The sequence below is a fragment of the Azoarcus sp. Soil_N_20 genome, from assembly GCF_057656155.1.
In genome coordinates this window covers 42,020-64,973 of the sequence record NZ_JBDGKX010000012.1, presented here as the reverse complement: position 1 = coordinate 64,973, position 22,954 = coordinate 42,020, and the positions used below count along the sequence as shown (strand labels likewise).

23 protein-coding genes are annotated in these 22,954 nt (G+C 67.0%); 19 read left to right on the top strand and 4 right to left on the bottom strand.

Annotated features, from left to right (window positions below):
* Positions 1 to 2 precede the first annotated feature (2 nt).
* From napA to ccmI, 14 genes are all read left to right on the top strand, one after another.
* Positions 3 to 2,549, top strand: coding sequence for a nitrate reductase catalytic subunit NapA (gene napA / locus AC3A35_RS20815; protein ID WP_487438241.1), 2,547 nt, complete (start codon positions 3 to 5; stop codon positions 2,547 to 2,549).
* A 74-nt stretch (positions 2,550 to 2,623) separates the two neighbouring features.
* Positions 2,624 to 3,511 (top strand): ferredoxin-type protein NapG, encoded by an 888-nt coding sequence (napG, locus tag AC3A35_RS20810; protein WP_487438240.1) that lies wholly within the window; start codon positions 2,624 to 2,626, stop codon positions 3,509 to 3,511.
* On the top strand, positions 3,508 to 4,425 hold the full coding sequence (gene napH, locus AC3A35_RS20805) for a quinol dehydrogenase ferredoxin subunit NapH (RefSeq protein ID WP_487438239.1): 918 nt from the start codon (positions 3,508 to 3,510) through the stop codon (positions 4,423 to 4,425). Before napG ends, napH begins: the two co-directional genes overlap by 4 nt.
* Entirely contained in the window at positions 4,422 to 4,880 is a 459-nt protein-coding gene (locus AC3A35_RS20800; RefSeq protein ID WP_487438238.1) for a nitrate reductase cytochrome c-type subunit, read from the top strand. The genes napH and AC3A35_RS20800 overlap by 4 nt, the downstream gene beginning before the upstream one ends.
* Positions 4,881 to 4,892: 12 nt before the next feature.
* Complete coding sequence (locus AC3A35_RS20795; RefSeq protein WP_487438237.1) at positions 4,893 to 5,516, top strand: NapC/NirT family cytochrome c; 624 nt, start codon at positions 4,893 to 4,895, stop codon at positions 5,514 to 5,516.
* A 227-nt stretch (positions 5,517 to 5,743) separates the two neighbouring features.
* On the top strand, positions 5,744 to 6,373 hold the full coding sequence (gene ccmA, locus AC3A35_RS20790) for a cytochrome c biogenesis heme-transporting ATPase CcmA (RefSeq protein ID WP_487438360.1): 630 nt from the start codon (positions 5,744 to 5,746) through the stop codon (positions 6,371 to 6,373).
* Entirely contained in the window at positions 6,367 to 7,035 is a 669-nt protein-coding gene (ccmB, locus tag AC3A35_RS20785; protein WP_487438236.1) for a heme exporter protein CcmB, read from the top strand. Before ccmA ends, ccmB begins: the two co-directional genes overlap by 7 nt.
* A 39-nt stretch (positions 7,036 to 7,074) precedes the next feature.
* A complete protein-coding gene (gene ccmC / locus AC3A35_RS20780; RefSeq protein ID WP_487438235.1) occupies positions 7,075 to 7,839 on the top strand; it encodes a heme ABC transporter permease CcmC in 765 nt (254 codons plus the stop codon).
* Positions 7,839 to 8,054 (top strand): heme exporter protein CcmD, encoded by a 216-nt coding sequence (ccmD, locus tag AC3A35_RS20775; RefSeq protein WP_487438234.1) that lies wholly within the window; start codon positions 7,839 to 7,841, stop codon positions 8,052 to 8,054. Before ccmC ends, ccmD begins: the two co-directional genes overlap by 1 nt.
* The gene (gene ccmE / locus AC3A35_RS20770; protein ID WP_487438233.1) at positions 8,051 to 8,497 is read left to right on the top strand and encodes a cytochrome c maturation protein CcmE; all 447 of its coding nucleotides are present in this window, start codon (positions 8,051 to 8,053) and stop codon (positions 8,495 to 8,497) included. Before ccmD ends, ccmE begins: the two co-directional genes overlap by 4 nt.
* On the top strand, positions 8,494 to 10,467 hold the full coding sequence (locus tag AC3A35_RS20765; protein WP_487438232.1) for a heme lyase CcmF/NrfE family subunit: 1,974 nt from the start codon (positions 8,494 to 8,496) through the stop codon (positions 10,465 to 10,467). The genes ccmE and AC3A35_RS20765 overlap by 4 nt, the downstream gene beginning before the upstream one ends.
* A 9-nt stretch (positions 10,468 to 10,476) precedes the next feature.
* Positions 10,477 to 11,070: a DsbE family thiol:disulfide interchange protein gene (locus AC3A35_RS20760; RefSeq protein ID WP_487438230.1), complete on the top strand. Its 594-nt coding sequence runs from the start codon at positions 10,477 to 10,479 to the stop codon at positions 11,068 to 11,070.
* On the top strand, positions 11,060 to 11,611 hold the full coding sequence (locus tag AC3A35_RS20755) for a cytochrome c-type biogenesis protein (RefSeq protein ID WP_487438229.1): 552 nt from the start codon (positions 11,060 to 11,062) through the stop codon (positions 11,609 to 11,611). Before AC3A35_RS20760 ends, AC3A35_RS20755 begins: the two co-directional genes overlap by 11 nt.
* Positions 11,608 to 12,861: a c-type cytochrome biogenesis protein CcmI gene (gene ccmI / locus AC3A35_RS20750; protein ID WP_487438228.1), complete on the top strand. Its 1,254-nt coding sequence runs from the start codon at positions 11,608 to 11,610 to the stop codon at positions 12,859 to 12,861. Before AC3A35_RS20755 ends, ccmI begins: the two co-directional genes overlap by 4 nt.
* 62 nt (positions 12,862 to 12,923) lie before the next feature.
* Here the strand turns inward: ccmI and alr are convergent, their stop codons facing one another.
* Positions 12,924 to 13,985: an alanine racemase gene (gene alr, locus AC3A35_RS20745; protein ID WP_487438227.1), complete on the bottom strand. Its 1,062-nt coding sequence runs from the start codon at positions 13,983 to 13,985 to the stop codon at positions 12,924 to 12,926.
* A 284-nt stretch (positions 13,986 to 14,269) separates the two neighbouring features.
* On the opposite strand from alr, the gene AC3A35_RS20740 reads away from it, so the two are divergent.
* Genes AC3A35_RS20740 through AC3A35_RS20720 form a run of 5 tightly spaced genes read left to right on the top strand, consistent with a single transcriptional unit; the run spans position 14,270 to position 19,064 of the window.
* Positions 14,270 to 15,604, top strand: a complete 1,335-nt coding sequence (locus AC3A35_RS20740; RefSeq protein WP_487438226.1) for an NAD(P)/FAD-dependent oxidoreductase — start codon at positions 14,270 to 14,272, stop codon at positions 15,602 to 15,604.
* Positions 15,601 to 16,635 (top strand): chorismate transformation FkbO/Hyg5 family protein, encoded by a 1,035-nt coding sequence (locus tag AC3A35_RS20735; RefSeq protein ID WP_487438224.1) that lies wholly within the window; start codon positions 15,601 to 15,603, stop codon positions 16,633 to 16,635. The genes AC3A35_RS20740 and AC3A35_RS20735 overlap by 4 nt, the downstream gene beginning before the upstream one ends.
* A complete protein-coding gene (locus AC3A35_RS20730; protein ID WP_487438223.1) occupies positions 16,632 to 17,474 on the top strand; it encodes a MipA/OmpV family protein in 843 nt (280 codons plus the stop codon). The genes AC3A35_RS20735 and AC3A35_RS20730 overlap by 4 nt, the downstream gene beginning before the upstream one ends.
* A 1-nt stretch (position 17,475) precedes the next feature.
* Complete coding sequence (locus AC3A35_RS20725) at positions 17,476 to 18,300, top strand: lysophospholipid acyltransferase family protein (protein WP_487438222.1); 825 nt, start codon at positions 17,476 to 17,478, stop codon at positions 18,298 to 18,300.
* A complete protein-coding gene (locus AC3A35_RS20720) occupies positions 18,297 to 19,064 on the top strand; it encodes a glycosyltransferase family 2 protein (protein WP_487438221.1) in 768 nt (255 codons plus the stop codon). The genes AC3A35_RS20725 and AC3A35_RS20720 overlap by 4 nt, the downstream gene beginning before the upstream one ends.
* Positions 19,065 to 19,088: 24 nt before the next feature.
* Here the strand turns inward: AC3A35_RS20720 and AC3A35_RS20715 are convergent, their stop codons facing one another.
* From AC3A35_RS20715 to fabG, 3 genes are read right to left on the bottom strand one after another with little or no spacing between them, the layout of a single operon-like run.
* The gene (locus tag AC3A35_RS20715) at positions 19,089 to 20,888 is read right to left on the bottom strand and encodes a GGDEF domain-containing protein (protein WP_487438220.1); all 1,800 of its coding nucleotides are present in this window, start codon (positions 20,886 to 20,888) and stop codon (positions 19,089 to 19,091) included.
* Positions 20,889 to 20,915: 27 nt separating this feature from the next.
* Positions 20,916 to 22,220 (bottom strand): cation:proton antiporter, encoded by a 1,305-nt coding sequence (locus AC3A35_RS20710; RefSeq protein ID WP_487438219.1) that lies wholly within the window; start codon positions 22,218 to 22,220, stop codon positions 20,916 to 20,918.
* A gap of 7 nt (positions 22,221 to 22,227) precedes the next feature.
* Positions 22,228 to 22,950 (bottom strand): 3-oxoacyl-ACP reductase FabG, encoded by a 723-nt coding sequence (gene fabG / locus AC3A35_RS20705; protein ID WP_487438218.1) that lies wholly within the window; start codon positions 22,948 to 22,950, stop codon positions 22,228 to 22,230.
* Positions 22,951 to 22,954 lie beyond the last annotated feature (4 nt).

Genomic DNA, 22,954 nt, shown 5'->3' with positions numbered 1-22,954 from the left:
AAATGAACATGGACAGACGCGCATTCATCAAGGCCAACGCGGTTGCAGCCGCTGCGGCGACGGCCGGGATCAGCATTCCGGTAGTGGCTCAGGCGCAGCCGGCAAATGGCGATGGCACCAAGGTACGCTGGGACAAGGCGGCGTGCCGCTTCTGTGGCACCGGCTGCTCGGTGCTGGTCGGGGTGCAGAACGGCCGCGTGGTGGCGACCCAGGGCGACCCGGATTCGCCGGTCAATCGGGGGCTGAACTGCATCAAGGGCTACTTCCTGTCCAAGATCATGTACGGCGAGGATCGCCTGACCAAGCCGTTGCTGCGGATGAAGAACGGCAAGTACGACAAGAACGGCGAGTTTGCGCCGATCACGTGGGACCAGGCCTTCGACATCATGGCCGAGAAGTGGAAGGCGTCGATGAAGACCCACGGCGCGGACTCGATCGCGATGTTCGGCTCCGGCCAGTGGACCGTATGGGAAGGCTATGCCGCGGCCAAGCTGTACAAGGCCGGCTTCCGCACCAACAACCTCGACCCCAATGCGCGCCACTGCATGGCCTCGGCCGTGGCCGGCTTCATGCGCACCTTCGGCATCGACGAGCCGATGGGCTGCTATGACGACATCGAGAACGCGGACACCTTCGTGCTGTGGGGCTCGAACATGGCCGAGATGCATCCCATCCTGTGGAGCCGCATCACCGACCGCCGCCTGACCCACCAGGGGAGCGAAGTTCACGTGTTGTCGACGTTCGAGCACCGCTCCTACGAGCTCGCCGACAACGCGATGATCTTCGTGCCCAACACCGACCTGGCGATCCTCAACTACATCTGCAACTACATCATCCAGACCAAGCGGGTGAACACCGAGTTCGTCACCCGCAACGTCAAGTTCAAGCTCGGCGAGACCGATATCGGCTTCGGCCTGCGCCCCAACCACGTGCTCGAAGCCAAGGCCACCAACAACGGCTATCCGGGGGCGGACGGCAAGCCCAAGGGCAATACCGCTGCGGCCACGGACATCAGCTTCGACGACTTCGCCAAGTATGTGTCCGAGTACACCGCGGAGAAGGTGTCCAAGCTGTCGGGCGTGCCGGTCGACAACCTCAAGCGCATGGCCGAGGCCTATGCCGACCCTCAGCGCAAGGTGGTGTCGTTCTGGACCATGGGCTTTAACCAGCACACCCGCGGCACCTGGGTGAACAACATGATCTACAACGTCCACCTGCTGGTGGGCAAGATCAGCGAGCCGGGCAACAGTCCGTTCTCGCTCACCGGGCAGCCCTCGGCCTGCGGCACCGCGCGCGAAGTGGGCACTTTTGCCCACCGCCTGCCGGCCGACATGGTGGTGATGAACCCGGTGCACCGCGCGATCGCCGAAGACGTCTGGAAGCTGCCCGAAGGCACGATACCGGCCAAGGTCGGGCTCCACGCGGTGGCCCAGAGCCGCGCGCTGAAGGACGGCAAGGTCAAGTGCTACTGGACCTCGACCACCAACAACATGCAGGCCGGGCCCAACATCAACGACGAGATCTACCCGGGCTGGCGCAATCCGGAGACCTTCGTGGTGGTGTCGGATGTGTACCCGACCGTGTCGGCGCTGTCGGCCGACCTGATCCTGCCCTCGGCGATGTGGACCGAGAAGGAGGGCGCCTATGGCAATGCCGAGCGCCGCACCCAGTTCTGGCGTCAGCAGGTGGCCCCGCCGGGCGAGGCGAAGTCCGATCTGTGGCAGTACATCGAGTTCTCGAAGCGCTTCAAGGTCGAGGACGTGTGGCCGGCCGAGCTGATCGCGAAGAAACCGGAGTACAAGGGCAAGACCCTGTACGACGTGCTCTACGCCAACGGCCAGGTCAACAAGTTTCCGCTCGCCGACATCGACAAGGCCAATGGGCACGCGATCAAGGGCTACACCAACGACGAGTCGAAGGAGCTCGGCTACTACCTGCAGAAAGGTCTGTTCGAGGAATATGCCATCTTCGGCCGTGGTCATGGCCACGATCTCGCCGACTTCGACGCCTATCACAAGGCCCGCGGCCTGCGCTGGCCGGTGGTCGACGGCAAGGAGACGCTGTGGCGCTTCCGCGAGGGCTACGACGCCTATGTCAAGGTCGGCGAGGGGGTCAAGTTCTACGGTCACAAGGACAACAAGGCGGTGATCTTTGCGCTGCCGTATCAGGATCCTCCGGAAATGCCGGACAAGGATTACGACATGTGGTTGTGCACCGGCCGTGTGCTCGAGCACTGGCACACCGGCTCGATGACCCGGCGCGTGCCCGAACTGCATCGCGCGGTGCCGGAGGCGCAGGTCTTCATGCATCCGGACGATGCGCAGAAGCGCGGTCTGCAGCGCGGCATGGCGGTGAAGGTCGCATCGCGCCGGGGTGAGATGGTCGCCCGGCTCGAGACCCGCGGGCGCAACAAGCCGCCGGTCGGCCTGATCTTCGTGCCCTTCTTCGATGAAGGCCGCCTGGTCAACAAGCTCACGCTCGATGCCACCTGCCCGATCTCGAAGGAAACCGACTTCAAGAAGTGCGCGGTGAAGGTGATCAAGGCCTGAGACCACGAGGCGTGTGGCGTTGCGCCTTGTTCCGGCGACGTGCCGGGGCGGGGCGCAGCGAGCCCGCGACAATCATGAGCGACCTCCAGGATACGACCGATCGTCCGTCTGCCGGTGCGGGCCCTGCCGTGCAGGGGCCGGCCAGCTCACGCCGCCGCTTCCTCAAGGATGCGGCCGGGTTGGCGGGCGGGGCCGGCCTGCTCGCGCTCGGTGCCGGGCTGTATGCGCGGCAGGCGTCGGCCTTGCCGGCGACCGCGCTGCGTCCGCCCGGCGCGCTGGCCGAGGCGGACTTCCTCGCGGCCTGCGTGCGCTGCGGGCTGTGTGTGCGCGACTGTCCGTACGACACGCTGAAACTGGCCCGCCTCGGCGACGGGGTGGCCACGGGCACGCCGTACTTCGAGGCGCGCAGCATTCCGTGCGAGATGTGCGAGGACATTCCGTGTGTGGTGGCCTGTCCGACCGGGGCGCTCGATCGCGGGCTCACCGACATCGGTGCCGCACGCATGGGCCTGGCGGTGCTGATCGATCAGGAAACCTGTCTGAACTTCCTCGGCCTGCGTTGCGACGTCTGTTACCGGGTGTGCCCGGTCATCGACCAGGCGATCACGCTCGAGCGTGTCCACAATCCACGTTCCGACCGCCATGCGATGCTGTTGCCGACGGTGCACTCGGAGCACTGCACGGGTTGCGGCAAGTGCGAGAAGTCGTGCGTGCTCCCGGGCGCGGCGGCGATCAAGGTGCTGCCGGCGAAGCTCGCGCAGGGCTCGAAGGCCGAGCATTACCGGCGTGGCTGGGAGGAGAAGGATGCAGCCGGCGGGTCGCTGATCGGCGATCAGGTCGAACTCCCGGTGCGCGGCCTCGAGGACAAGGCCTTCGGCGATACCCGGGTGGGGCCGGGCGAAGGCCCGACCCCGGTGCCGGCGCAGGCGCCGGCCGGCATCGATTCGGGGTGGAAGCCGTGAGCGCGCAGACCACCGGTGGCGTTCCGCCGGGCAGCATCCGCGGCGCCGCACGGCGCGGGGTGGTGGCGCGCCCCGGGCTGGAAGCGATCGAGAGCAAGGGCTGGTGGCGGGCGCACAAGTGGCTGCTACTGCGGCGCGCGTCGCAACTGGGCATTCTGGCCCTGTTCCTGCTCGGGCCGTGGTTCGGCTGGTGGGTGGTCAAGGGCAATCTCGCCTCCAGCCTGACCCTGGGCGTGCTGCCGCTCACCGACCCCTTCCTGATCGCGCAACAGCTTGCCGCCGGGCACTGGCCGTATCGCGAGACCCTGGTCGGTGGCGGCATCGTGCTGGCGTTCTACCTGCTGTTCGGTGGCCGCCTGTTCTGTTCCTGGGTGTGCCCGGTCAATCTGGTCACCGATGCTGCGGCCTGGTTGCGGCGCCGACTCGGATTGCGCGGCGGCAAGGCGCCGGCGGGCAAGACCCGCTACTGGCTGCTCGGTTTCGTGCTGGTCATTGCCGCGGCTACCGGTTCGCTCGCCTGGGAGTGGGTGAATCCGGTGTCGATGTTCCACCGCGGGCTGATCTTCGGATTCGGTCTGTCATGGGGCATCGTCGGCGGCGTTTTTTTCTACGATCTGCTGATTGCCCCGCGCGGCTGGTGCGGCCACCTGTGCCCGCAGGGGGCGCTCTACGGTCTGATCGGCCGCAGCGCGCTGCTCCGGGTTTCGGCCCATCGGCGCAGCGCCTGCAACGATTGCATGGACTGCTTTGCAGTCTGTCCCGAACCTCAGGTCATTCGCCCTGCGCTCAAGCGTGCCGGGCAGGACCATCCGCTGATCCTCGATGGCGACTGCACGGCCTGCGGGCGCTGCATCGATGTCTGTGGCAAGGACGTTTTCCGTATTTCGACACGATTTGACAGGAGCGAGTCATGACCAAGAAGACCCGACACTTTGCACTCGCGCTGCTGGCCGTTCTGGGCCTGAGCGCCGCCGCCTTGCCCGCTGGAGCGCAGTCCGTCACCAGCATCCGCGGTGCGGATGTTGCTGCCCCGGAAGTACCCGCCGGCAGCTACAAGGTGATTCCCGACCAGGCGCCGATCGAGCGCGACTACGTGCAGCAGCCGCCGCTGATTCCGCACAAGGTCGAGGGTTACGAGGTCAGCAAGAACTTCAACCGCTGCATGGACTGTCACGCCTGGAGTCGATACAAGGAGGCCGGCGCGACCAAGGTCAGCCTGACCCATTTCAAGGACCGTGACGGCGGCGAACTGTCCAACGTCTCGCCGCGGCGCTACTTCTGCATGCAGTGCCATGTACCGCAGATGGATACCAAACCGCTGGTGGGCAACAGCTTCCAGCGTGCCGAAGGCCTGCGCCAGGCCAAATGAACGGGGACGACCATGACCGACAATAACAAGGGATTGCGGCGCAGGCTGCGCAACGCCGGCTGGGGGGCGATCGTGCTGCTGTTCGCGGCCGGCATCGTATTCTGGGGGGGCTTCAACTGGGGTCTCGAGGCGACCAACAGCGAGAAGTTCTGCATTTCCTGCCACGAGATGCAGGAGAACGTATTCAAGGAGTACCGCAACACCATCCACTACCAGAACCGCACCGGGGTGCGTGCCACCTGCCCGGACTGCCATGTGCCCAAGGAATGGGGCCCGAAGATGATCCGCAAGATCAAGGCCTCGCGCGAGGTGTACGGCAAGGTCATGGGCACGATCGACACGCCGGAGAAGTTCGCCGCCGAGCGTCCACGCCTGGCGCAGAACGAGTGGCGCCGGATGAAGGCCAACAATTCGCAGGAATGCCGCAACTGCCACAATTACGAGTATTTCGACTACTCGGTGCAGGGCCGGCGCTCCAACAAGGCGCATCAGTCCGGTCTGGCCGAAGGCAAGACCTGCATCGACTGCCACAAGGGTATCGCCCACTCGCTGCCACCGGTCGACCAGAGCATCGGCGCCGACAAGGGCGGGGTGACGCCCGAGGTGTTCCACCCGACGCCGCCGAAGGCGGAGTAAGCCGGGCTGCACTGCGGCCAGGGGCCTGACCCGGCGGGTTGCCGGGCCAGGCCCCTGGCCATTTCCGGCAAGGCCACCGCTGTGCGTCCTCATGATCTCGAACGCTTCCGCGCCCCGCTGGACGAATCGCGGTAGTGGACGTCGTGCACCGCGACCCCCATCTGTCCGAGCCCCGGATCGGTCCGCGGGATGGCGTGCGCCCCCGCGCTGTGGTTCAATCGCGCACCATGCTCGAGATTGAAGATCTTGCCTGTCTGAAAGGCGACCGAATGTTGTTTCGTGGCCTCGCCTTGCGTCTGATGCCAGGTGAGTTGCTGCGCATCGCCGGCCCCAACGGTGTGGGCAAGACCAGCCTGCTGCGGCTGGCGACCGGGCTCGCGCTGGCCGAGGCCGGCGAGGTGCGCTGGCATGCCCGGGCCATTGGCCGCGACCGCGAGGCGTTTCACCGCGAACTGCTCTATCTGGGCCATGCGCCGGCGCTCAACGATCTGCTGACGCCGCTGGAGAACCTGCGCTTTGCCTGTGCGGCCGCTGGCGACGACGAAGTGGACGAGGAGCTGTGCATGCAGGCGCTGGTGCGCATCGGCCTGGCGAACCAGCTCGATCTGCCGGCACGCGTGCTGTCGCAGGGGCAGCGCCGGCGGGTGGGGCTGGCGCGGCTCTTTCTGTCGTCGCAACGGCGGCTGTGGGTGCTCGACGAGCCCTTTACCGCGCTCGACGTGGCCGCAGTGGCAGACCTCGCGGTCACCCTGTCGGATCACTGTGCCGCCGGTGGCATGGTGATGCTCACCACCCACCAGGATGCCCCTTTCGCGGTTCCGCCGCGGGTGCTCGATGTCGGGGCCTACGCGTGCTGAGTACCTTTTTTGCGGTGCTGCGCCGTGACCTGCTGCTGGCCTGGCGCAGCCGTGCCGATGTGCTGGTGACGCTGGCGTTCTTCGTCATCGTGGTCTGCCTGTTCCCGTTCGGGGTCGGCGCCGAGCCCAACCAGTTGCGTGCCATTGCCCCCGGGGTGCTGTGGGTCGCGGCGCTGCTGGCCTGCCTGCTGTCGCTGCACCGCCTGTTTGCGCAGGACTACGCCGATGGAACCCTGGAGCAGCTGCTGTTGTCTAGCGAGCCGGCTGTGTTGTGGGTGCTGGCGAAGGTGCTGGCGTTCTGGCTGACCACCGGCTTGCCGGTGGTGGCGGTGGCCCCCGGTCTGGCCTTGCTGCTTGACCTCGAACAAGGTGCACTGCCGGTGCTTGCGTTAAGTTTGGCCTTGGGCACCCCCATCCTTGCGCTGCTCGGTGCAGTGGGTGCGGCGCTGACCCTGGGCTTGCGTGGTGGCGGGATGTTGCTGGCGCTGCTGATCCTGCCGCTGTTCGTCCCGGTGCTGATTTTCGGGGCCGGGGCGGTGGAAGCCGAGGCCTCGGGGGCAGGTGCGCTGGCGCATCTGCTGCTGCTCGGTGGCGGCCTGGCGGGCGCGTTGGCGCTGGCACCGCTGGCCTGTGCCGCTGCGTTGCGCATTTCGACGGATTGATCTGACATGGCCGATGGCCCGAACGAAGAAAAGAATCGCATGAACTCCAAGCCACGCGGCCCCAGCCTGCTCCGTTTTGCCGCACCGCAGATGTTTTACCCACTGGCCGGCCGGCTGGCGCCCTGGTTTGCCGCTGCGGCGGGCGTCCTCACCGTGGTCGGGCTGTGGCTGAGCTTTGCGGTGGCGCCCACCGACGCGACCCAGGGCGAGGTGTACCGGGTGATTTTCATCCACGTGCCGGCGGCCTGGATGTCGATGTTCATCTACCTGGTCATGGCTTTCTGGGCCGCGGTCGGGCTGGTGATGAACACCCGGCTGTCCTTCGTCATGAGCCAGGCGCTGGCGCCCACCGGCGCGATGTTCTGTTTCGTCGCGTTATGGACCGGTGCCCTGTGGGGCAAGCCGACTTGGGGCGCATACTGGGTGTGGGACGCGCGTCTCACCTCACAACTGCTGCTGCTGTTTCTCTACTTCGGCTTCATCGCCCTGACCCGTGCGATCGAGGATCCGCGCCGCGCCGACCGTGCCGGCGCGATCATCGCGCTGGTGGGGGCGGTCAACGTGCCGATCATCTATTTCTCGGTGAAGTGGTGGAACACCCTGCATCAGGGCGCCTCGGTGAGCTTGACCAAGGCGCCGGCGATGGCCGCCACGATGCTCGCCGGCATGCTGGTGATGGCGTTCGCAGCCTGGGCCTATACCCTCGCGGTGACGCTGTGGCGGGTGCGGCCGATGATACTGGAGCGCGAGCGCCATACCGAATGGGTGGGTGCAGTGCTCGATCGGGAAGGGAGGCGCGGCTGATGCAATGGGACTCGTGGTCGGCATTCTGGAATATGGGCGGCTCCGGCGCGTTCGTATGGGGCAGTTACGGCGTGACCTTTGCACTGATCGCGCTGGAACTTGTACTGGTAATGCAGCGTCGGAAGGACACCGTGAAGCGGTTGCTGCGCTGGCGCCGTGCGGTGGGCAAGGATGGTTCGGGGCGCGCAATGGCCCCCATGGAGTCTGAACAATGAAATCCCGTAGCAAACGTCTGATCCTGGTCGGCGGTGGCGTCGTGCTGCTGGTCGCGGCCGTGGCGCTGGTCCTGTCCGCGTTTCAGCAGAATCTGGTGTTCTTTCACACCCCGACCGAGGTGCTCGCGGGCAAGGCGCCGAGCGGGAAGACCTTTCGCATCGGCGGCTTGGTCGAGGACGGATCGATCCAGCGCGAGGCCGATGGTCTGACCGTACGCTTTGCGATCACCGACACGGCGAAGGTGATTCCGGTGAGTTATCGCGGCACCTTGCCCGATTTGTTCAAGGAAGGAAAAGGGGCGGTGGTGCAAGGCACGCTCGGCCCGGACGGGCAGTTCCGTGCCACCGAGGTGCTCGCCAAACATGATGAAAACTACATGCCGCCCGAGGCTGCCCACGCCGTGGAGCAGGCCCAGAAGGCTGGCGCAACGGTGAGCCAATGATCCCCGAACTCGGTCACTTCGCCCTCGTGATGGCCTTCGTCCTTGCCCTGGTGCAGGCGCTCGTGCCCATGATCGGGGCCGCACGCAACAATCCGTCGATGATGGCGGTTGCACGGCCGGCCGCCCAGGGCCAGTTCTTCTTCATCATCTTTGCCTACGGCTGTCTGACCTGGGCGTTCATCACCAGCGACTTCTCGGTCCAGCTGGCCGCCACCAACTCGCACAGCGACACCCCGCTGATGTACCGGATCACCGGCGTGTGGGGCAACCACGAAGGTTCGCTGCTGCTGTGGGCGCTGTCGCTGTCGTTGTGGACGGTGGCGGTCACGGTGTTCTCGCGCCATCTGCCGGAAGCCTTCATGGCGCGGGTGATCGGGGTGCTGGGCTGGGTCAGCCTCGGCTTCATCGCCTTCATGCTGGTCACCTCCAACCCGTTCGACCGGCTGCTGCCGGGTGCGCCCGAGGGCCGCGACCTGAATCCGCTGCTGCAGGATCCGGGCATGATCATTCACCCGCCGCTGCTGTACATGGGCTACGTCGGGTTCTCGGTGGCCTTCGCCTTCGCCATTGCGGCGCTGCTCACCGGCCGCCTCGATGCGGCGTGGGCGCGCTGGTCGCGGCCGTGGACCACGGTGGCGTGGGTGTTTCTCACCGCCGGGATCGCGGTCGGTTCGGCGTGGGCCTACTATGAACTCGGCTGGGGTGGTTGGTGGTTCTGGGATCCGGTCGAGAACGCCTCGTTCATGCCGTGGCTGCTCGGCACCGCGCTGATCCATTCGCTGGCCGTGACCGAAAAACGCGGCGCGTTCCGCAGCTGGACCGTGCTGCTCGCGATCGGCGCGTTCTCGCTGTCGCTGATGGGCACCTTCCTCGTCCGTTCCGGGGTGATCACCAGCGTGCATGCCTTCGCCACCGATCCGGCGCGCGGCCTGTTCATCCTGGCGCTGCTGGTGCTGGTGATCGGGGTGTCGCTGCTGCTCTACGCCTGGCGCGCGCCGCGGCTCACCGGCGGTGGCAGCTTCGGTCTGGTCTCGCGCGAGGCCACCCTGCTCGGCAATAACGTGCTGTTCGCCGTGGTGTCGGCGTCGGTGCTGCTGGGCACGCTGTATCCGCTGTTCCTCGACGCGCTCAACCTCGGCAAGATTTCGGTCGGCCCGCCCTACTTCGAGGCGGTGTTCGTGCCGTTGATGACGCCGGTGGTGGTGCTGATGATGTTCGGCCCCTTCCTGCGCTGGAAGAACGACGATTTCGGCGCTGCCGTGCGCAAGCTCGCACCGGCGGCGGTGGCCAGTGTGCTCAGCGGCTTCGCAATCGCGTTCGCAATCGATCACGTCACCTGGCGCACCGTGCTCGGCCTGACCCTGGCCGCCTGGGTGATGCTGGCCAGCCTGCAACTTCTTGCCGGGCGGCTGCGCGAGCGCGCGGGGGCGTCGGTGTCGAGCCGGCTGTCGATGATTCCGGCGGCGTGGTGGGGCATGTGGCTGGCGCACTTCGGGATCGGCATCTTCATCATCGGCGTCACCCTGGTGGGCAGTATCGACTCCAATCTCGATCTGCGCATGAAGGATGGCGACCGGGCCGAGTTTGCCGGGTACACGGTGGGCTTGCGAAGCGTGGTCGATGTGGCCGGCCCCAACTACGATGCCGCCCGCGCCACCATCGACGTCAGCCGCGACGGCACGCCGGTCGCCACCCTGCAGCCGGAAAAGCGGGTGTACCGTGCGATGGGCATGCCGATGACCGAGGCTGCGCTCGATATCGGGGTGTTCCGCGACGTCTATGTGTCACTCGGCGAGCAATTGCCCGAGGGAGACTGGATCGTCAGCCTGCACTACAAGCCCTTCATCAGCTGGGTGTGGGCAGGGTGCATTTTCATGGTGCTGGGCGGCATTCTCGCCGCCGCAGACCGTCGCTATCGCCGTCTGGCCGAGCGCACCGCAGCCGCGGGCGCGATGCAGCAGGCCATCTGAGTATCGTTCATGAAAGCAAAGTTTCTGGTTCCGCTCGTTCTTTTCCTGCTGCTGGTCGGTTTTCTCGGTTTCGGCCTCAGCCTCAACCCGCGTGAGGTGCCGTCGCCACTGATCGACAAGGCGGCGCCGGCCTTCCGCCTGGCGCGGCTCGACCAGCCGGCGCAGACCTTCACGCTCGACGAGATGCGCGGCAAGGTGTGGCTGCTCAATGTCTGGGCGTCGTGGTGCGTGGCCTGTCGCCAGGAGCATCCGGTGCTGGTCGAGCTTGCGCGGCGCGACATCGTGCCGATCGTCGGCCTCAACTACAAGGAAGTGCGCGGCGATGGCGGGCTAGATGCGCGCGCGATGGCGCTCGAGGCAGAAACCGGCCTCGCGATCGAGCGTGCCCGTGGCTGGCTGAAGACGCACGGCGATCCATACCAGTTGTCGGTGCTCGACATCGACGGCCGGGTGGGGATCGATTTCGGGGTCTATGGCGTGCCCGAGACCTTTCTCATCGATCGCGATGGCCGTATCCGCTACAAGCACATCGGTCCGGTGACCCCGGACAACCTGCAAAAGGTGCTGATCCCGAAGATCGAGGAACTCAAGCGTGCGAGCTGACCACCCCATACTCCCCCGCTACCTGCTGGGGCCCCTGTTCGCGGCCTGTCTGGCGCTGATGCTGCCGGTTGCGGGGCACGCGGCGACCGAGCCGGGCACTGCGACGCCGGTGGTTGCCGATCCGGCGCTCGAAGCGGAAGTGCTCGAACTGTCGCACAAGCTGCGTTGCCTGGTGTGCCAGAACCAGTCGATTGCCGAGTCCAATGCGCCGCTCGCCATCGATCTGCGCAATCAGGTACGCGAGCAGCTTGCCGCGGGCAAGGACAAGGATGACGTGCTCGATTATCTGGTCGAGCGCTACGGCGACTTCGTGCTCTATCAGCCGCCGCTCAAGGCCACCACCCTGGTGTTGTGGGGTGGCCCCGCGCTGCTGCTGTTTGCCGGGGCGGGCTGGCTGGTCTTTCGCCTGCGTCGGCGTACGGCCGAAGCCGCCGCCGAGAGCCATCTGACCGCTGCCGAGCGCGCCCGCGCCGAAGCACTGCTGGCGGGCGATCAGCCCGTCGCCGCGGACACACCGTCCGCCGAGGAGTCCCGTTCGTGATCACCTTTCTTGTTGTTGCCGGCCTGTTGGTGGCCGGCGCGCTGCTCCTTGTGTTGCCGCCGCTGCTGGGTCGGGGCCGGATCGCCCGCACGACGCCCGCTTCCGCTGATGCCCAGCAGGCCGCGAGTGCGCTGAGCGTGCTGCGCGAGCAACTGGCAGATCTCGATGCCGACCGTGCCGCGGGCCGCGTCGACGACCAGGCGTATGCGCTCGGGCGCGAGGAACTCGAACGCCGCGCGCTCGACGAGGGGCAGGTGATGGCCGCGTCGGTACAGGCTCGCCCGGCGCGCGGCTGGGCCGTGGCGGTCGGCCTCGGCGTGCCCGTGCTAGCAGTCATGGGCTATCTGGCGGTCGGCACCCCCGACGCACTGGATCCGCAGAAGGTCGCCGGCCAGCAGGGGTTCACCGCAGCGCAGGTGCAGGAGATGGTCGGGAGCCTGGTTGCCCGTCTCGAGAAGGAGCCTGACAACGTCGAGGGCTGGGCCATGCTCGCCCGCTCCTGGCTGGTGCTGGAGAACTACCCGGAGGCGTCCAAGGCCTATGCCCGCCTCGCGGAGCTGGTCCCGGACAATGCCGACGTGATTGCCGACTGGGCCGATGTGGTCGCCGCCCAGCACGGTTCCCTCCTCGGCGAGGCCGAGGGGCTGGTCGCCCGCGCGCTCGCGCTCGATCCCGATCACACCAAGGCCCTCGCGCTCGCGGGCACCGCGGCCTATCAGCGTGGCGATTACGCCGCGGCGTCCGCGCATTGGGAGCGCATCCTGGCGCGGGTGCCGCCGGGCCAGGATATCGCCCGTACCCTGCTCGAGAGCATCAACGAAGCACGTGGCAAGGGCGGGCTGCCCTTGTTGGCGGAGGCGCCGGCAACAGCGGCTCCGGCGCAGCCGATCACGCCCCCGTCGGCAGCAGGCGCCAGCCTGAAACTGGCCGGGCGGCTCGAGGTCGCGGCGGCACTGCGCGACCGGGTGGGCGCGGACGACACCGTGTTCGTATTCGTGCGCAGCGGCACCGGCGGGCCGCCGATCGCGGCGCTGCGCTTCAAGGGCAACGAGGTACCGCTCGATTTCAGTTTCGACGGTGTGCCGCAGATGACCGGCGATGCACCCTTGCCGGCACAGCTCGCGGTGGCGGTGCGGGTCTCGAAGTCGGGCGACGTGATGGCGCGACCGGGCGATCTCGAGGGCCGTGTGGACGGCCTCGCGCCCGATGCAACAGGGGTCGTTCTGAGCATCGACCGGGTGCGCGAATAAGCCGCCCGACGCATTCCTGACCGACGTCACCTGCTGCCGGGCGTCGGTCGGGTGCGCGGGCTTCAGCCCCGATACTCGAACCGTACCCGCTTCACATTGCACAGCAGTTCGTAGGAAATCGTGCCGACCGCTGCCGCGATCCGGTTGATCGGGATCTGCCTGCCCCACAGTTCCACCGGGCTACCGATTCCGCTGCCGGGCAGATCGGTCAGATCCACCGTGAGCATGTCCATCGACACCCGCCCGATCAGAGGCGCGCGCTGCCCGTCGACGGCGACCGGCGTGCCTTCGGGCGCCGTGCGCGGGTAGCCATCGGCGTAGCCCATTGCCACCAGACCGATCCGGGTCGGGCGTCCGGCGACGAAACGGGCGCCATAGCCCAGTGGCGCGCCCGGCGCGATGTCACGCACGGCCATGATCCGGCTTTCAAGACTCATCACCGGCTGCAGGCCGTGGCCCTCTCCCGGCATCGGGTCGGCGCCGTAGAGCAGGATGCCGGGCCGGGCCCAGTCGCGGTGCGACTGCTGCCAGCCCAGGATCGCACTCGAGTTGGCGAGACTGCGTGCGCCGGGAAGGTCGCGGGTGACCGCGTCGAAGATCCGGATCTGCTCCGCAGTGGCGATGACCTCGGGCTCGTCGGCGCGGGCGAAATGGGTCATCAGTGTGCATTCGGCGACCTTGCCGCTGTCGTGCAGCCGCTGCCAGGCGGCGCGGGCCGCAGCGGGCAGGAAGCCGGCGCGGTTCATTCCGGTGTTCAGCTTGAGCCACACATGCACGGGTTGCGCCAGCGCCCGGCGTTCGATCATGTCGATCTGGGCGTCGTGGTGCACCACGGTCCACAGGGCATGGCGAACGACCTCGTCCAGTTCCTCGGGCTCGAACACACCCTCGAGGAGCAGGATCGGCCGGGTGATGCCGGCGGCGCGCAGTTCGAGCGCTTCGTCAACAAACGCCACCGCGAAGCCATCCGCTTCGGTGTCGAGTGCCCGTGCGCAGGCCACCGCGCCATGCCCGTAGGCATTGGCCTTGATCACGGCGAGGGCACGTCCGCCATGACGCTCGCGGGCAAGCCGGTAGTTGTGGCGGAGGGCGTCGAGGTCGATCAGGGCACGGGCGGGGCGCATGGGCGGGACCGAGGGTCGAAAGTCCGAAATGGTGCCCCTTAATCGGGGGGGGCGCAATCGGCGGACGAGACCCGGTTTCGTCCGTGGTGTGGCGAGCGGTACCGTCGCAGGGGGCGGCGATGGCGGCCACGGCGAGCGCCCGGCGGCGGCAATCGACCCGGCTTTGACGCCACGCAATTCCGTTGCCCGGACGGCTACGGTATAGTCCGCAGCTTGAGGCAGCCCCCCGCCGCGCGGGCTGCGCCATGGCGCCCGTGCTTTTGTCCCCCGATGGTGATCCTGCCGTGAATACTAGTGCTATTTCGTCGCCCTCCCGGGTGTGTGACGTCCTCGTGATCGGTGGCGGTCCTGCCGGTGCGACCGTGGCTGCGCTGCTCGCCGAAAAGGGGCATCGCGTTACCGTGCTGGAGAAGGCGCGCCATCCGCGCTTTCACATCGGCGAGTCGCTGTTGCCCGCCAACCTGCCCCTGTTCGAGAAACTTGGGGTCGCCGACGAGATTCGCGACATCGGGATCCGCAAGTATTCGGCCGAGTTCGTGTCGCCGCAGCACGAGGGCCAGCAGCGCTTCGACTTCGCCGACGCGTGGGACAAGTCCATGCCCTACGCCTATCAGGTGCGGCGTTCCGAGTTCGACCATATCCTGATCCGCAATGCGGCACGCAAGGGCGCCGGGGTGATCGAGGGGTGCCGGGTGAAGGACGTCGATTTCCATGCCGACGGCGTCACCGTGAATGCCGAATACGACGACGGCCGGAGCGAACGCTGGCAGGCCGCGTTCGTGATCGATGCTTCGGGACGTGACACCTTCATCGCCAACCGCATGCGCGCCAAGCACCGCAACCCCAAGCACAACAGCTCGGCGATGTATGCGCACTTTTCCGGTGCGCGACGTCACGAGGGCTGTGCCGAAGGCAACATCACCATCTACTGGTTCGAGCACGGCTGGTTCTGGTTCATTCCCCTGTCCGACGGGGCGACCAGCGTGGGCGCGGTGACCTGGCCGTATTACATGAAGCAGCGGGACGGCCGTTCGATGGAGGCCTTCCTCGACGACACCATCGCGATGTGCCCGCCGTTGGTCGAGCGCCTCCGGGATGCGCACCGGGTGTCGCCGGTGGAAGCGACCGGCAACTTCTCCTACACCACCGACCATACCCACGGGCCGCGCTACGTGCTGCTGGGCGACGCCTTTGCCTTCATCGACCCGGTGTTCTCGTCGGGGGTCATGCTGGCGATGCAGAGCGCCTTCTTCGGCGCCGAGGCGGTCGATACCTGCTTGCGCGAGCCCGCCCGCACGCAGACCGCGATGGCCCGTTTCGACAAGAGTATCCGCCACGGCCCCAAGGAATTCTCCTGGTTCATCTACCGCATGACCAGTCCGACCATGCGCGACCTGTTCATGGGGCCGCGCAACCGGTTGCGGATGAAGGAGGCGCTGCTGTCGCTGCTCGCGGGCGACATTTACGGCAAAACGCCGATCTGGTCCTCGTTGTTGGCGTTCAAGGCGGTGTACTACCTCTCGGCGCTGCGCCATCTGCCGCGCACCTGGGCCGCTCAGCGCCGCCGCCGGCGCAACATCCAGCCGGTCGACGATGCCGGGATGGCGGCGCACGGATGAGGGCAGCGGGACCGTTGCAGTTGTTGTGGCCGCTCGCGCTCGATGGCGGACTCCCCGCAACAGTGGACCCGGCGCGGATCCTGGGCGAGCTCCGTTTCGGCGCGGCCGGGGGGGCGGACGACGATCCGCCGTGTCTGCGGGTGCGGGTGCCGACCCTGTCGCCGGCGCGGCCGTGGCGGGCGCTGTGGGTGGCAGACCGCCCGCTTGCCTCGGGGACGCACGGTTGCGTTCGCTACCGTTACAGCGATGAGCTGATGTTCGGTACGGTCGCGGTGGACGAGTCCGGCTTCCGTTCCTCCGATGGCGTCAGCGCGCTGCAGCAGGCGGCCGCGCACGCCTACCGCGAGCTGTTCGCTGCGCTCGGCAAGGCCGGGTTTCCCGCCTTGCTGCGGGTGTGGAACTACCTGCCCCGAATCAACGAGATCGAGAACGGCGTCGAGCGCTATCGCCAGTTCAACATCGGGCGCCAGGATGCGTTCGCGGCCTGCGGGCGCGAGCTGACCGGCCGGGTGCCGGCGGCCAGTGCGCTCGGGGTCGATGGCGGCGCGCTGGAGATCGGTTTCTTTGCCACCCGCAGCGCGCTCGAAGCGGTGGAAAACCCGCGCCAGGTCAGCGCCTATCATTATCCTGCCGACTACGGCCCGCGCAGTCCGACGTTCTCGCGTGCCGCGGTGGCCTGCCTGGCCGGCCAGGAGCTGTTGTTCATCTCCGGTACCGCGAGCATCGTCGGCCATCGCACCCTGCATCCCGCGGACGTCGCCGCGCAGACGCGCGAAACCCTGGTCAACATCGGGAGTGTACTCAACGAGGCGAATCGGGTGGCGACGGCGTGCGGTGCCACCGTGGCCGATCTCTGCTGCCTGGTCTATGTCCGCCGCGCGCAGGATCTGCCCGCGGTCCGCGCCGAGGTGTGCGCCGCGCTCGGCGATGATGCGGGGGTCTGCTATGTTCAGGCCGATGTCTGCCGCGCCGACCTGCTGGTCGAAATCGAAGCCAGTGGCGGACACCCGGTTCAAGGATCATCGACATGAAAACACATTCGCTTGCTCGCGCCACTGCGGCCGCGCTCCTTGCGGCGGCATCCGCGCTGCCTGTGCATGGCGCCGAGGAGAAGCCGCTGTGGGAGCTTGGCCTCGGCGTCGGTGCGGTGGCCTTTCCCGACTACCGGGGCTCCGACCATCAGCGCGTACATGGCCTGCCGGTGCCTTACTTCGTGTATCGCGGCGAGTTCTTCAAGGCCGACCGCGACGGCATCCGCAGCATCTTCTTCGACAGCGACCGGGTTCAGCTCAATATCAGTCTGGCCGCGTCGCTGCCGGTGGACAGCGACGGAAACGGTGCGCGCCGCGGCATGCCCGACCTCGACCCCACGGTGGAGATCGGCCCCTCGCTCGAGTTCAATCTGTGGCGTTCGAGCTCACGCCAGGCCCGGGTCGACCTGCGGCTGCCGGTGCGTGCGGCGTACACGGTCAGGGGCGCGGTCAAGCACGTCGGCGTGACCTTCACCCCGTTCATCAACCTCGATCTCGACCCCTTCGGTCATTCGGGCTGGAACCTGGGGATGATGGCGGGGCCGATCTACGCCAATACCCGCCAACATCGGTATTTCTACGACGTCGAGCCCGAGTTCGCGCTCCCCGGACGCCCGGCCTTCAAGGCCTCGGGCGGCTATTCGGGCACCCAGTTCATCGCGGCGCTCTCCAAACGCTTCGACCGCTATTGGGTCGGCAGCTTCGTGCGCTACGACATCTTGCGCGGCGCGGCCTTTGCCGACAGTCCGCTGGTCGAGCGCCACCATGCCTGGGCAGCCGGGGTGGCGATCGCCTGGGTGATCGGCGAATCGTCGCAAAAAGTCATGGTGGACGACTGATTTGACTACGTCGACGCCACCACGTCGGTTTCCGGCGATTTATGAGTATTTCTGTCTGTATGCCGGGCTGGGCGCGCTCGGAGTGCTGTGCCTGGGCTGGTCCCTGGTCGCTGCCGTGCTCCATCCGTTCATGCCCGAAGGGCGGGGGCGGACACTCGGGCGACGCGCGATCACCGCCATATTCCGCCTCTACCTGCGGCTGCTCGGTGCACTCGGTGCATGTCATTTCGATATTTCGGCGCTCGATGAACTGCGCGACCAGGGGCCGATGATCCTCGCCCCCAATCATCCCTGCCTGCTCGATGCGGTGATGGTGATCGCCCGTCTGCCCAATGTGGCTTGCATCATGAAAGCGGCGTTGATGAAGAATCCCTTTCTGGGGGGCGGCAGCCGGCTGGCGCGCTACATTCCCAATGCCCGTCCGCTGCAGATGGTCTATGCCGCGTGCGACGAACTGGCCGATGGCAGTCAGTTGCTGATGTTTCCGGAGGGCACCCGGACCGTGCGTTACCCGGTCAATGAGATCATGCCGACCATGGCCCTGATCGCGCGCCGCGCCAAGGTGCCGGTCCAGGTCATCATCATCGAGACCGACTCGGCCTATCTGTCCAAGGGCTGGCCGCTGTTTCGCCGCCCGCCGATGCCTATCCGTTACCGCGTCCGCCTCGGTCCGCGCCTGACGCCGCCCACGGACGCGGCGTCTTTCAGCGCCGAACTCGAAGCCTGTTTCGGCGAAGAGCTCGCGCGTGCCGAACTCGTACCGCCCCCGTCCACCGCCGTCGCAACCCAGGCCGCGTCGGCCGCCGGAGTTCCTTCTCCTCCATGACCAGTCCGCCGTCCTCCACCCATGTGGTGCTGATCCCGAGCTACAACCCCGGATCCAAGGTGTACGACACCGTGCTGGGCGCGCGTGCGCAGTGGAACCCGGTGTGGGTCGTCGTCGATGGCAGTACCGACGGCTCGACCGCGCAGCTGCAGGCCATGGCCGCGGCGGATGAAGGCTTGCAGGTCTTCGTCCTTCCGGAAAACCGTGGCAAGGGCGCTGCGGTGCTGCACGGGCTGGACGAGGCCGCACGGCGCGGTTTCACCCATGTGCTGACGATGGACTCGGACGGTCAGCATCCGGTGGACCTGATTCCGCACTTCATGGCGGCGTCCATGGCCGAGCCGGCGTGCATGGTGCTCGGCAGGCCGGTATTCGATGCCAGCGCGCCGCTGCTCCGGGTGCGCGGGCGCAAGCTGTCCAATGCCTGGGCCAATCTCGAGACCCTGTGGATAGGCATCGGTGACTCGCTGTACGGCTTCCGGGTGTACCCGGTCCAGGCCCTGCGCGAGGTGATGGAGAAGCACACCTGGATGCGGCGTTTCGACTTCGATCCGGAAGCGGTTGTGCGGCTTGCCTGGCGCGGGGTGCGGCCGATCAACATCGATGCCCCGGTCAAGTACTTCCGTGCTGACGAGGGCGGGGTATCGCACTTCAACTACGTGCGCGACAACCTGTTGCTGTCGTGGATGCATACCCGTTTGTTTGCGGGCTTCCTGCGCCGCCTGCCGGTGCTGGTCTGGCGCCGCCTGCGTGGATCGGACTGAATCCGCGGAGGGTGTCCGGTAGCATCATGCCGCTTCCATCACCGTGTCGCCGGCAATGCACAGGCGATTGCGGCCCTCGGCCTTGGCCGCGTACAGCGCCTGATCGGCGCGGTGAAGGATGGCTTCGAGGGGCTCGCCGGGGCGGGCCAGGCAGGCACCGATGCTGACCGTGATTCCGGTTTCCTCGGGCAGTTCGATGTCACTCTCGACGCCGGCGCGAATGCGCTCTCCCAGTCCCGCGAGGATGTCGTGGTCGCACGGTGACAGCAGGACCAGAAACTCGTCGCCGCCCCAGCGGGCGACGCAGTCGTAGGGCCGGATGCTGCTCGAGAGCAGACGTCCCACTGCGGTCAGTGCTTCATCGCCGACCGCATGGCCCAGATAGTCGTTGATCTCCTTGAACAGGTCGATATCGATCCAGATCAGGCCGAAGCTGTGGTGTTCGCGCTGGGCGCGGCTGATCTCCTCGGCAAGGCGTGCGCCGAGTCCACGGCGATTGAGCAGGCCGGTCAACGCGTCCACGCTGGCGAGCCGGTGCAGGGCCTCGGTGCGCTCGGCCACGCGGGCTTCCAGATCCCGGGTGTGGCTGCCGACCGATTCGGACATGGCGTCGAAACGGGCGATCAGGCGACCGATTTCGCCCGCCCCGCGGGGCAGAGCGACCGGGGTGAGGTCACCGTCGCGCACCCGCAGCATGGCGGTTTCCAGCGCAGCCACCGGGTTGAGCACGAGGCGGTTGAGCACGTAGTTGAACAGCAGCAACGCCACCAGCAGGGTCGAGGCGAAGATGATCAGCACGCTCGCGAAACTGTGCACCGGCATCAGTACGGCGAGGTCGAGCAGGGTGATCTCGTACCAGTCGATTTCCGGCAGGTAGGCGATGCCGGCCAGGTAACGCTTGCCTTCGACGGTGACGAAGCGGCTCGCGACCCGGGCATCGCCGGTGGCGCCGCGTGCGTCGCCCGCCAGTTCCGCCATCGCCGCGCGCAGGTGTTCGCGGTCGACGTCCTTGTCCAGCAAGCGGTCGATGGTGTTCTTCTCGCCTTCGCGTTTGACGATGCTGGCGAAATCGATGTAGCGCGGATCGCGGTACAGCTGGATGGCACCGTTGTGGTCCACGAACAGCGTGGTGATGCCGGGCTGGGCGACGCGGACCACGTCGCGGATGAAGCGGTCGAGCTCGAGGCCGGTGCCGACCACGCCGAGGATCCGGTCGCCGTCGCGGATCAGCACGTCGATCCACAGCTTGGTGACGCCCAACTCCACGTCGGGGTTTACGTTGAGATGGAAGTCGCGGCCCTGGCGGATGATCTGGTAGAACCAGTTATCGGCCGGATTGTCCGCTTTCAGGTGGTAACGCAGCGGGCGTCCGGCGAACTCGTCCTTCGAATTGTTGTGGTAGTAGGCGCCCGAATCCTTGAGCGCAACGAAATAGCTGCCGTCCTGGAAGTTGCGCCGGAAGCTCTCCATCTCGGCGATTGCCTCGCGTTCGCGCGCAGGGTCATCGGGTTTCAGCGCCCAGCGCCGGATCACCTGCGAGTTGGCCATCTGCTTCGACAGCGCGATCTCGCGGCTCAGCGGCTGCAGCAGCCGTGCGCTGTCGTAGCGCACCTGGGTTTCGGCCAGGCGTACGCCCCATTGTTCGATGATGCCTTCGGCAATGCGCTGGAAGGCGAACCACGCCGCGGTCGAGGCGAGCAGGATCAGGGCGGCGGTGAGAATCAGGAAGCGCGGCTTCAGATTCATGGTCGAAGACAGGGTCCGGATGGTGGCGTTGGGGGCGATCACGGTAGCACGACAATGCGCCACGGCGCTGTGGCGCATTGCTCGGGCGACTCGTCATTTCGACCCTCACTCCCGCACCGCCGACGGCAGCGGATGGCCGATTTTCGGCAGCCACCGGCGCAGGCTGGGGGTGGTCACCACGGTGCTGAAGATGGCCATGATCACCAGCATGGTGAACACCTGCTGCGAGATCACGCCGAGATCGTAGCCGACGTTGATCACCACCAGTTCCATCAGCGCGCGGGTGTTCATCATCACGCCGAGGATGCCCGCCTCGTGATGGCCGAGGCCGCAGCGCCGGGCGGCGAGGTAGGAGCCGCCGAACTTGCCGATGGTGGCGAGTGCGACCACCAGCGCGCACCAGCCCCAGTCGGCAAGGCTGTCGAGACTGCCGATGTCGGTGCGCAGGCCGGTGTAGGTGAAGAAGATCGGCAGGAAGAACACGGTGACGAAGTGGCCGACGCGGGTGTTCCAGGCGTCGCGCAGGCCGTGCTCGTCGTGCAGGATCACCCCCATCAGGAAGCCGCCGAAGATCGCAAAGATACCCAGCTGGTAGGTGGTCATGCCGGCGCCGAAGATCAGTGCCAGGATGATCCCCAGCAGATTGGGCGGCAGGCGTCCGCGGCCCGGCCGGGCGCGCCGCACAAGCCCCTTGGCCAGCGGGCGCACCACCACCCAGCTGAACACGAAGAAGACCAGCACCAGGGCGACTTTGCTCAGGAAGGCGAGCGGATCGAGCTGCGACACGGCCAGCGTGGAGACCAGCGCGAGCAGCATCCAGCCGACCACGTCGTTGATCGCCGCGGCGCTGATCGCGATCACGCCGAGTGCGGTGCGGGTGAGCTGGAACTCGATCATGATGCGGCCGAGGATGGGCAGGGCGGTGATCGAAAACGCGGTGGCGATGAACAGCCCCGAGCTCAGCCGGTCCACCCCCGCGGGCAGCAGCGGCGTGGCCAGCCAGCCAAAGCCGAACCCCAGCACGAAGGGCAGCAGGAGTCCCGCACCGGCCACCCACACCACGGTGTTGCGGTGTTTGCGTTCGCTCAGGTGGCCGAAGTCGAACTCCAGCCCGATCTGGAACATCAGCAGCAACAGTCCGATCTGCGACAGGATCTGCATCGGCTCCGACGGGGCACTGCGAAACACCAGGTCGAACAGCTCCGGCGCCAGCCAGCCGAACAGCGAGGGGCCGAGCACGATGCCGGTGACAATCTCGCCGACTGCCGACGATTGCCCCAGCCGGAGCGCGAGCTCGCCCCCGGCGCGCGCGGCGAGGACGATCAGCGCCAGTTGCAGCAGGGTGAAGAACAGCAGCGCTTCGGTCTGGTGCACGCTGGCTGCGGTCAGCGATTGCACCGCCGTGCTCATCGTGCGCTCACCGCATGCCGCCGTTGATCGAGATCACCTGGCCGGTGATATAGGCCGCCTCCCTCGAGGCGAGGAAGCCGACCAGGTCGGCCACCTCCTCGGCGCGTCCGGCGCGCTTCATCGGCACCAGGCGAGCGATCGCCTCGGCGTCGAAACTGCCCTCGCTCATGGCGGTGCCGATGATGCCCGGCGCCACCGCATTGACGGTGATACCGCGGCTGGCCAGTTCGAGCGCGAGCGATTTGGTGGCCGCGTGCAGCGCGCCCTTGGCCGCGGCGTAATTGACCTGCCCGCGGTTGCCGGCCAGCGCGGCGACCGAGGTGATGTTGATGATCCGGCCCCAGCGGGTGCGGATCATCGGCAGGGTCAGCGGCTGGGTCAGGTTGAAGAAGCCGTTGAGGCTGACGTCGATCACGCCGTGCCATTGCTGTGCCGACATGCCCGGGAACACGGCGTCGTCGTGGATCCCGGCGTTGTTCACCAGGACCTGGACCGGGCCGTCGGGGAGGATGGCGTCGACCGCGGTCGCGGTTGCACCGGCATCGGTGAGGTCGAAGGCGATCGCCGCGGCGGCGCCGCCTGCGGCGCGGATCGATGCGGCCACTTCTTCGGCGGCGTCGAGCCGGCGGTTGGCGTGTACCAGCACGGCGTAGCCGTCGGCGGCAAGGCGGTGGCAGATGGCGCGGCCGATGCCGCCGCTGCCACCACTGACGAGGGCGCGTAGGGTCATGATG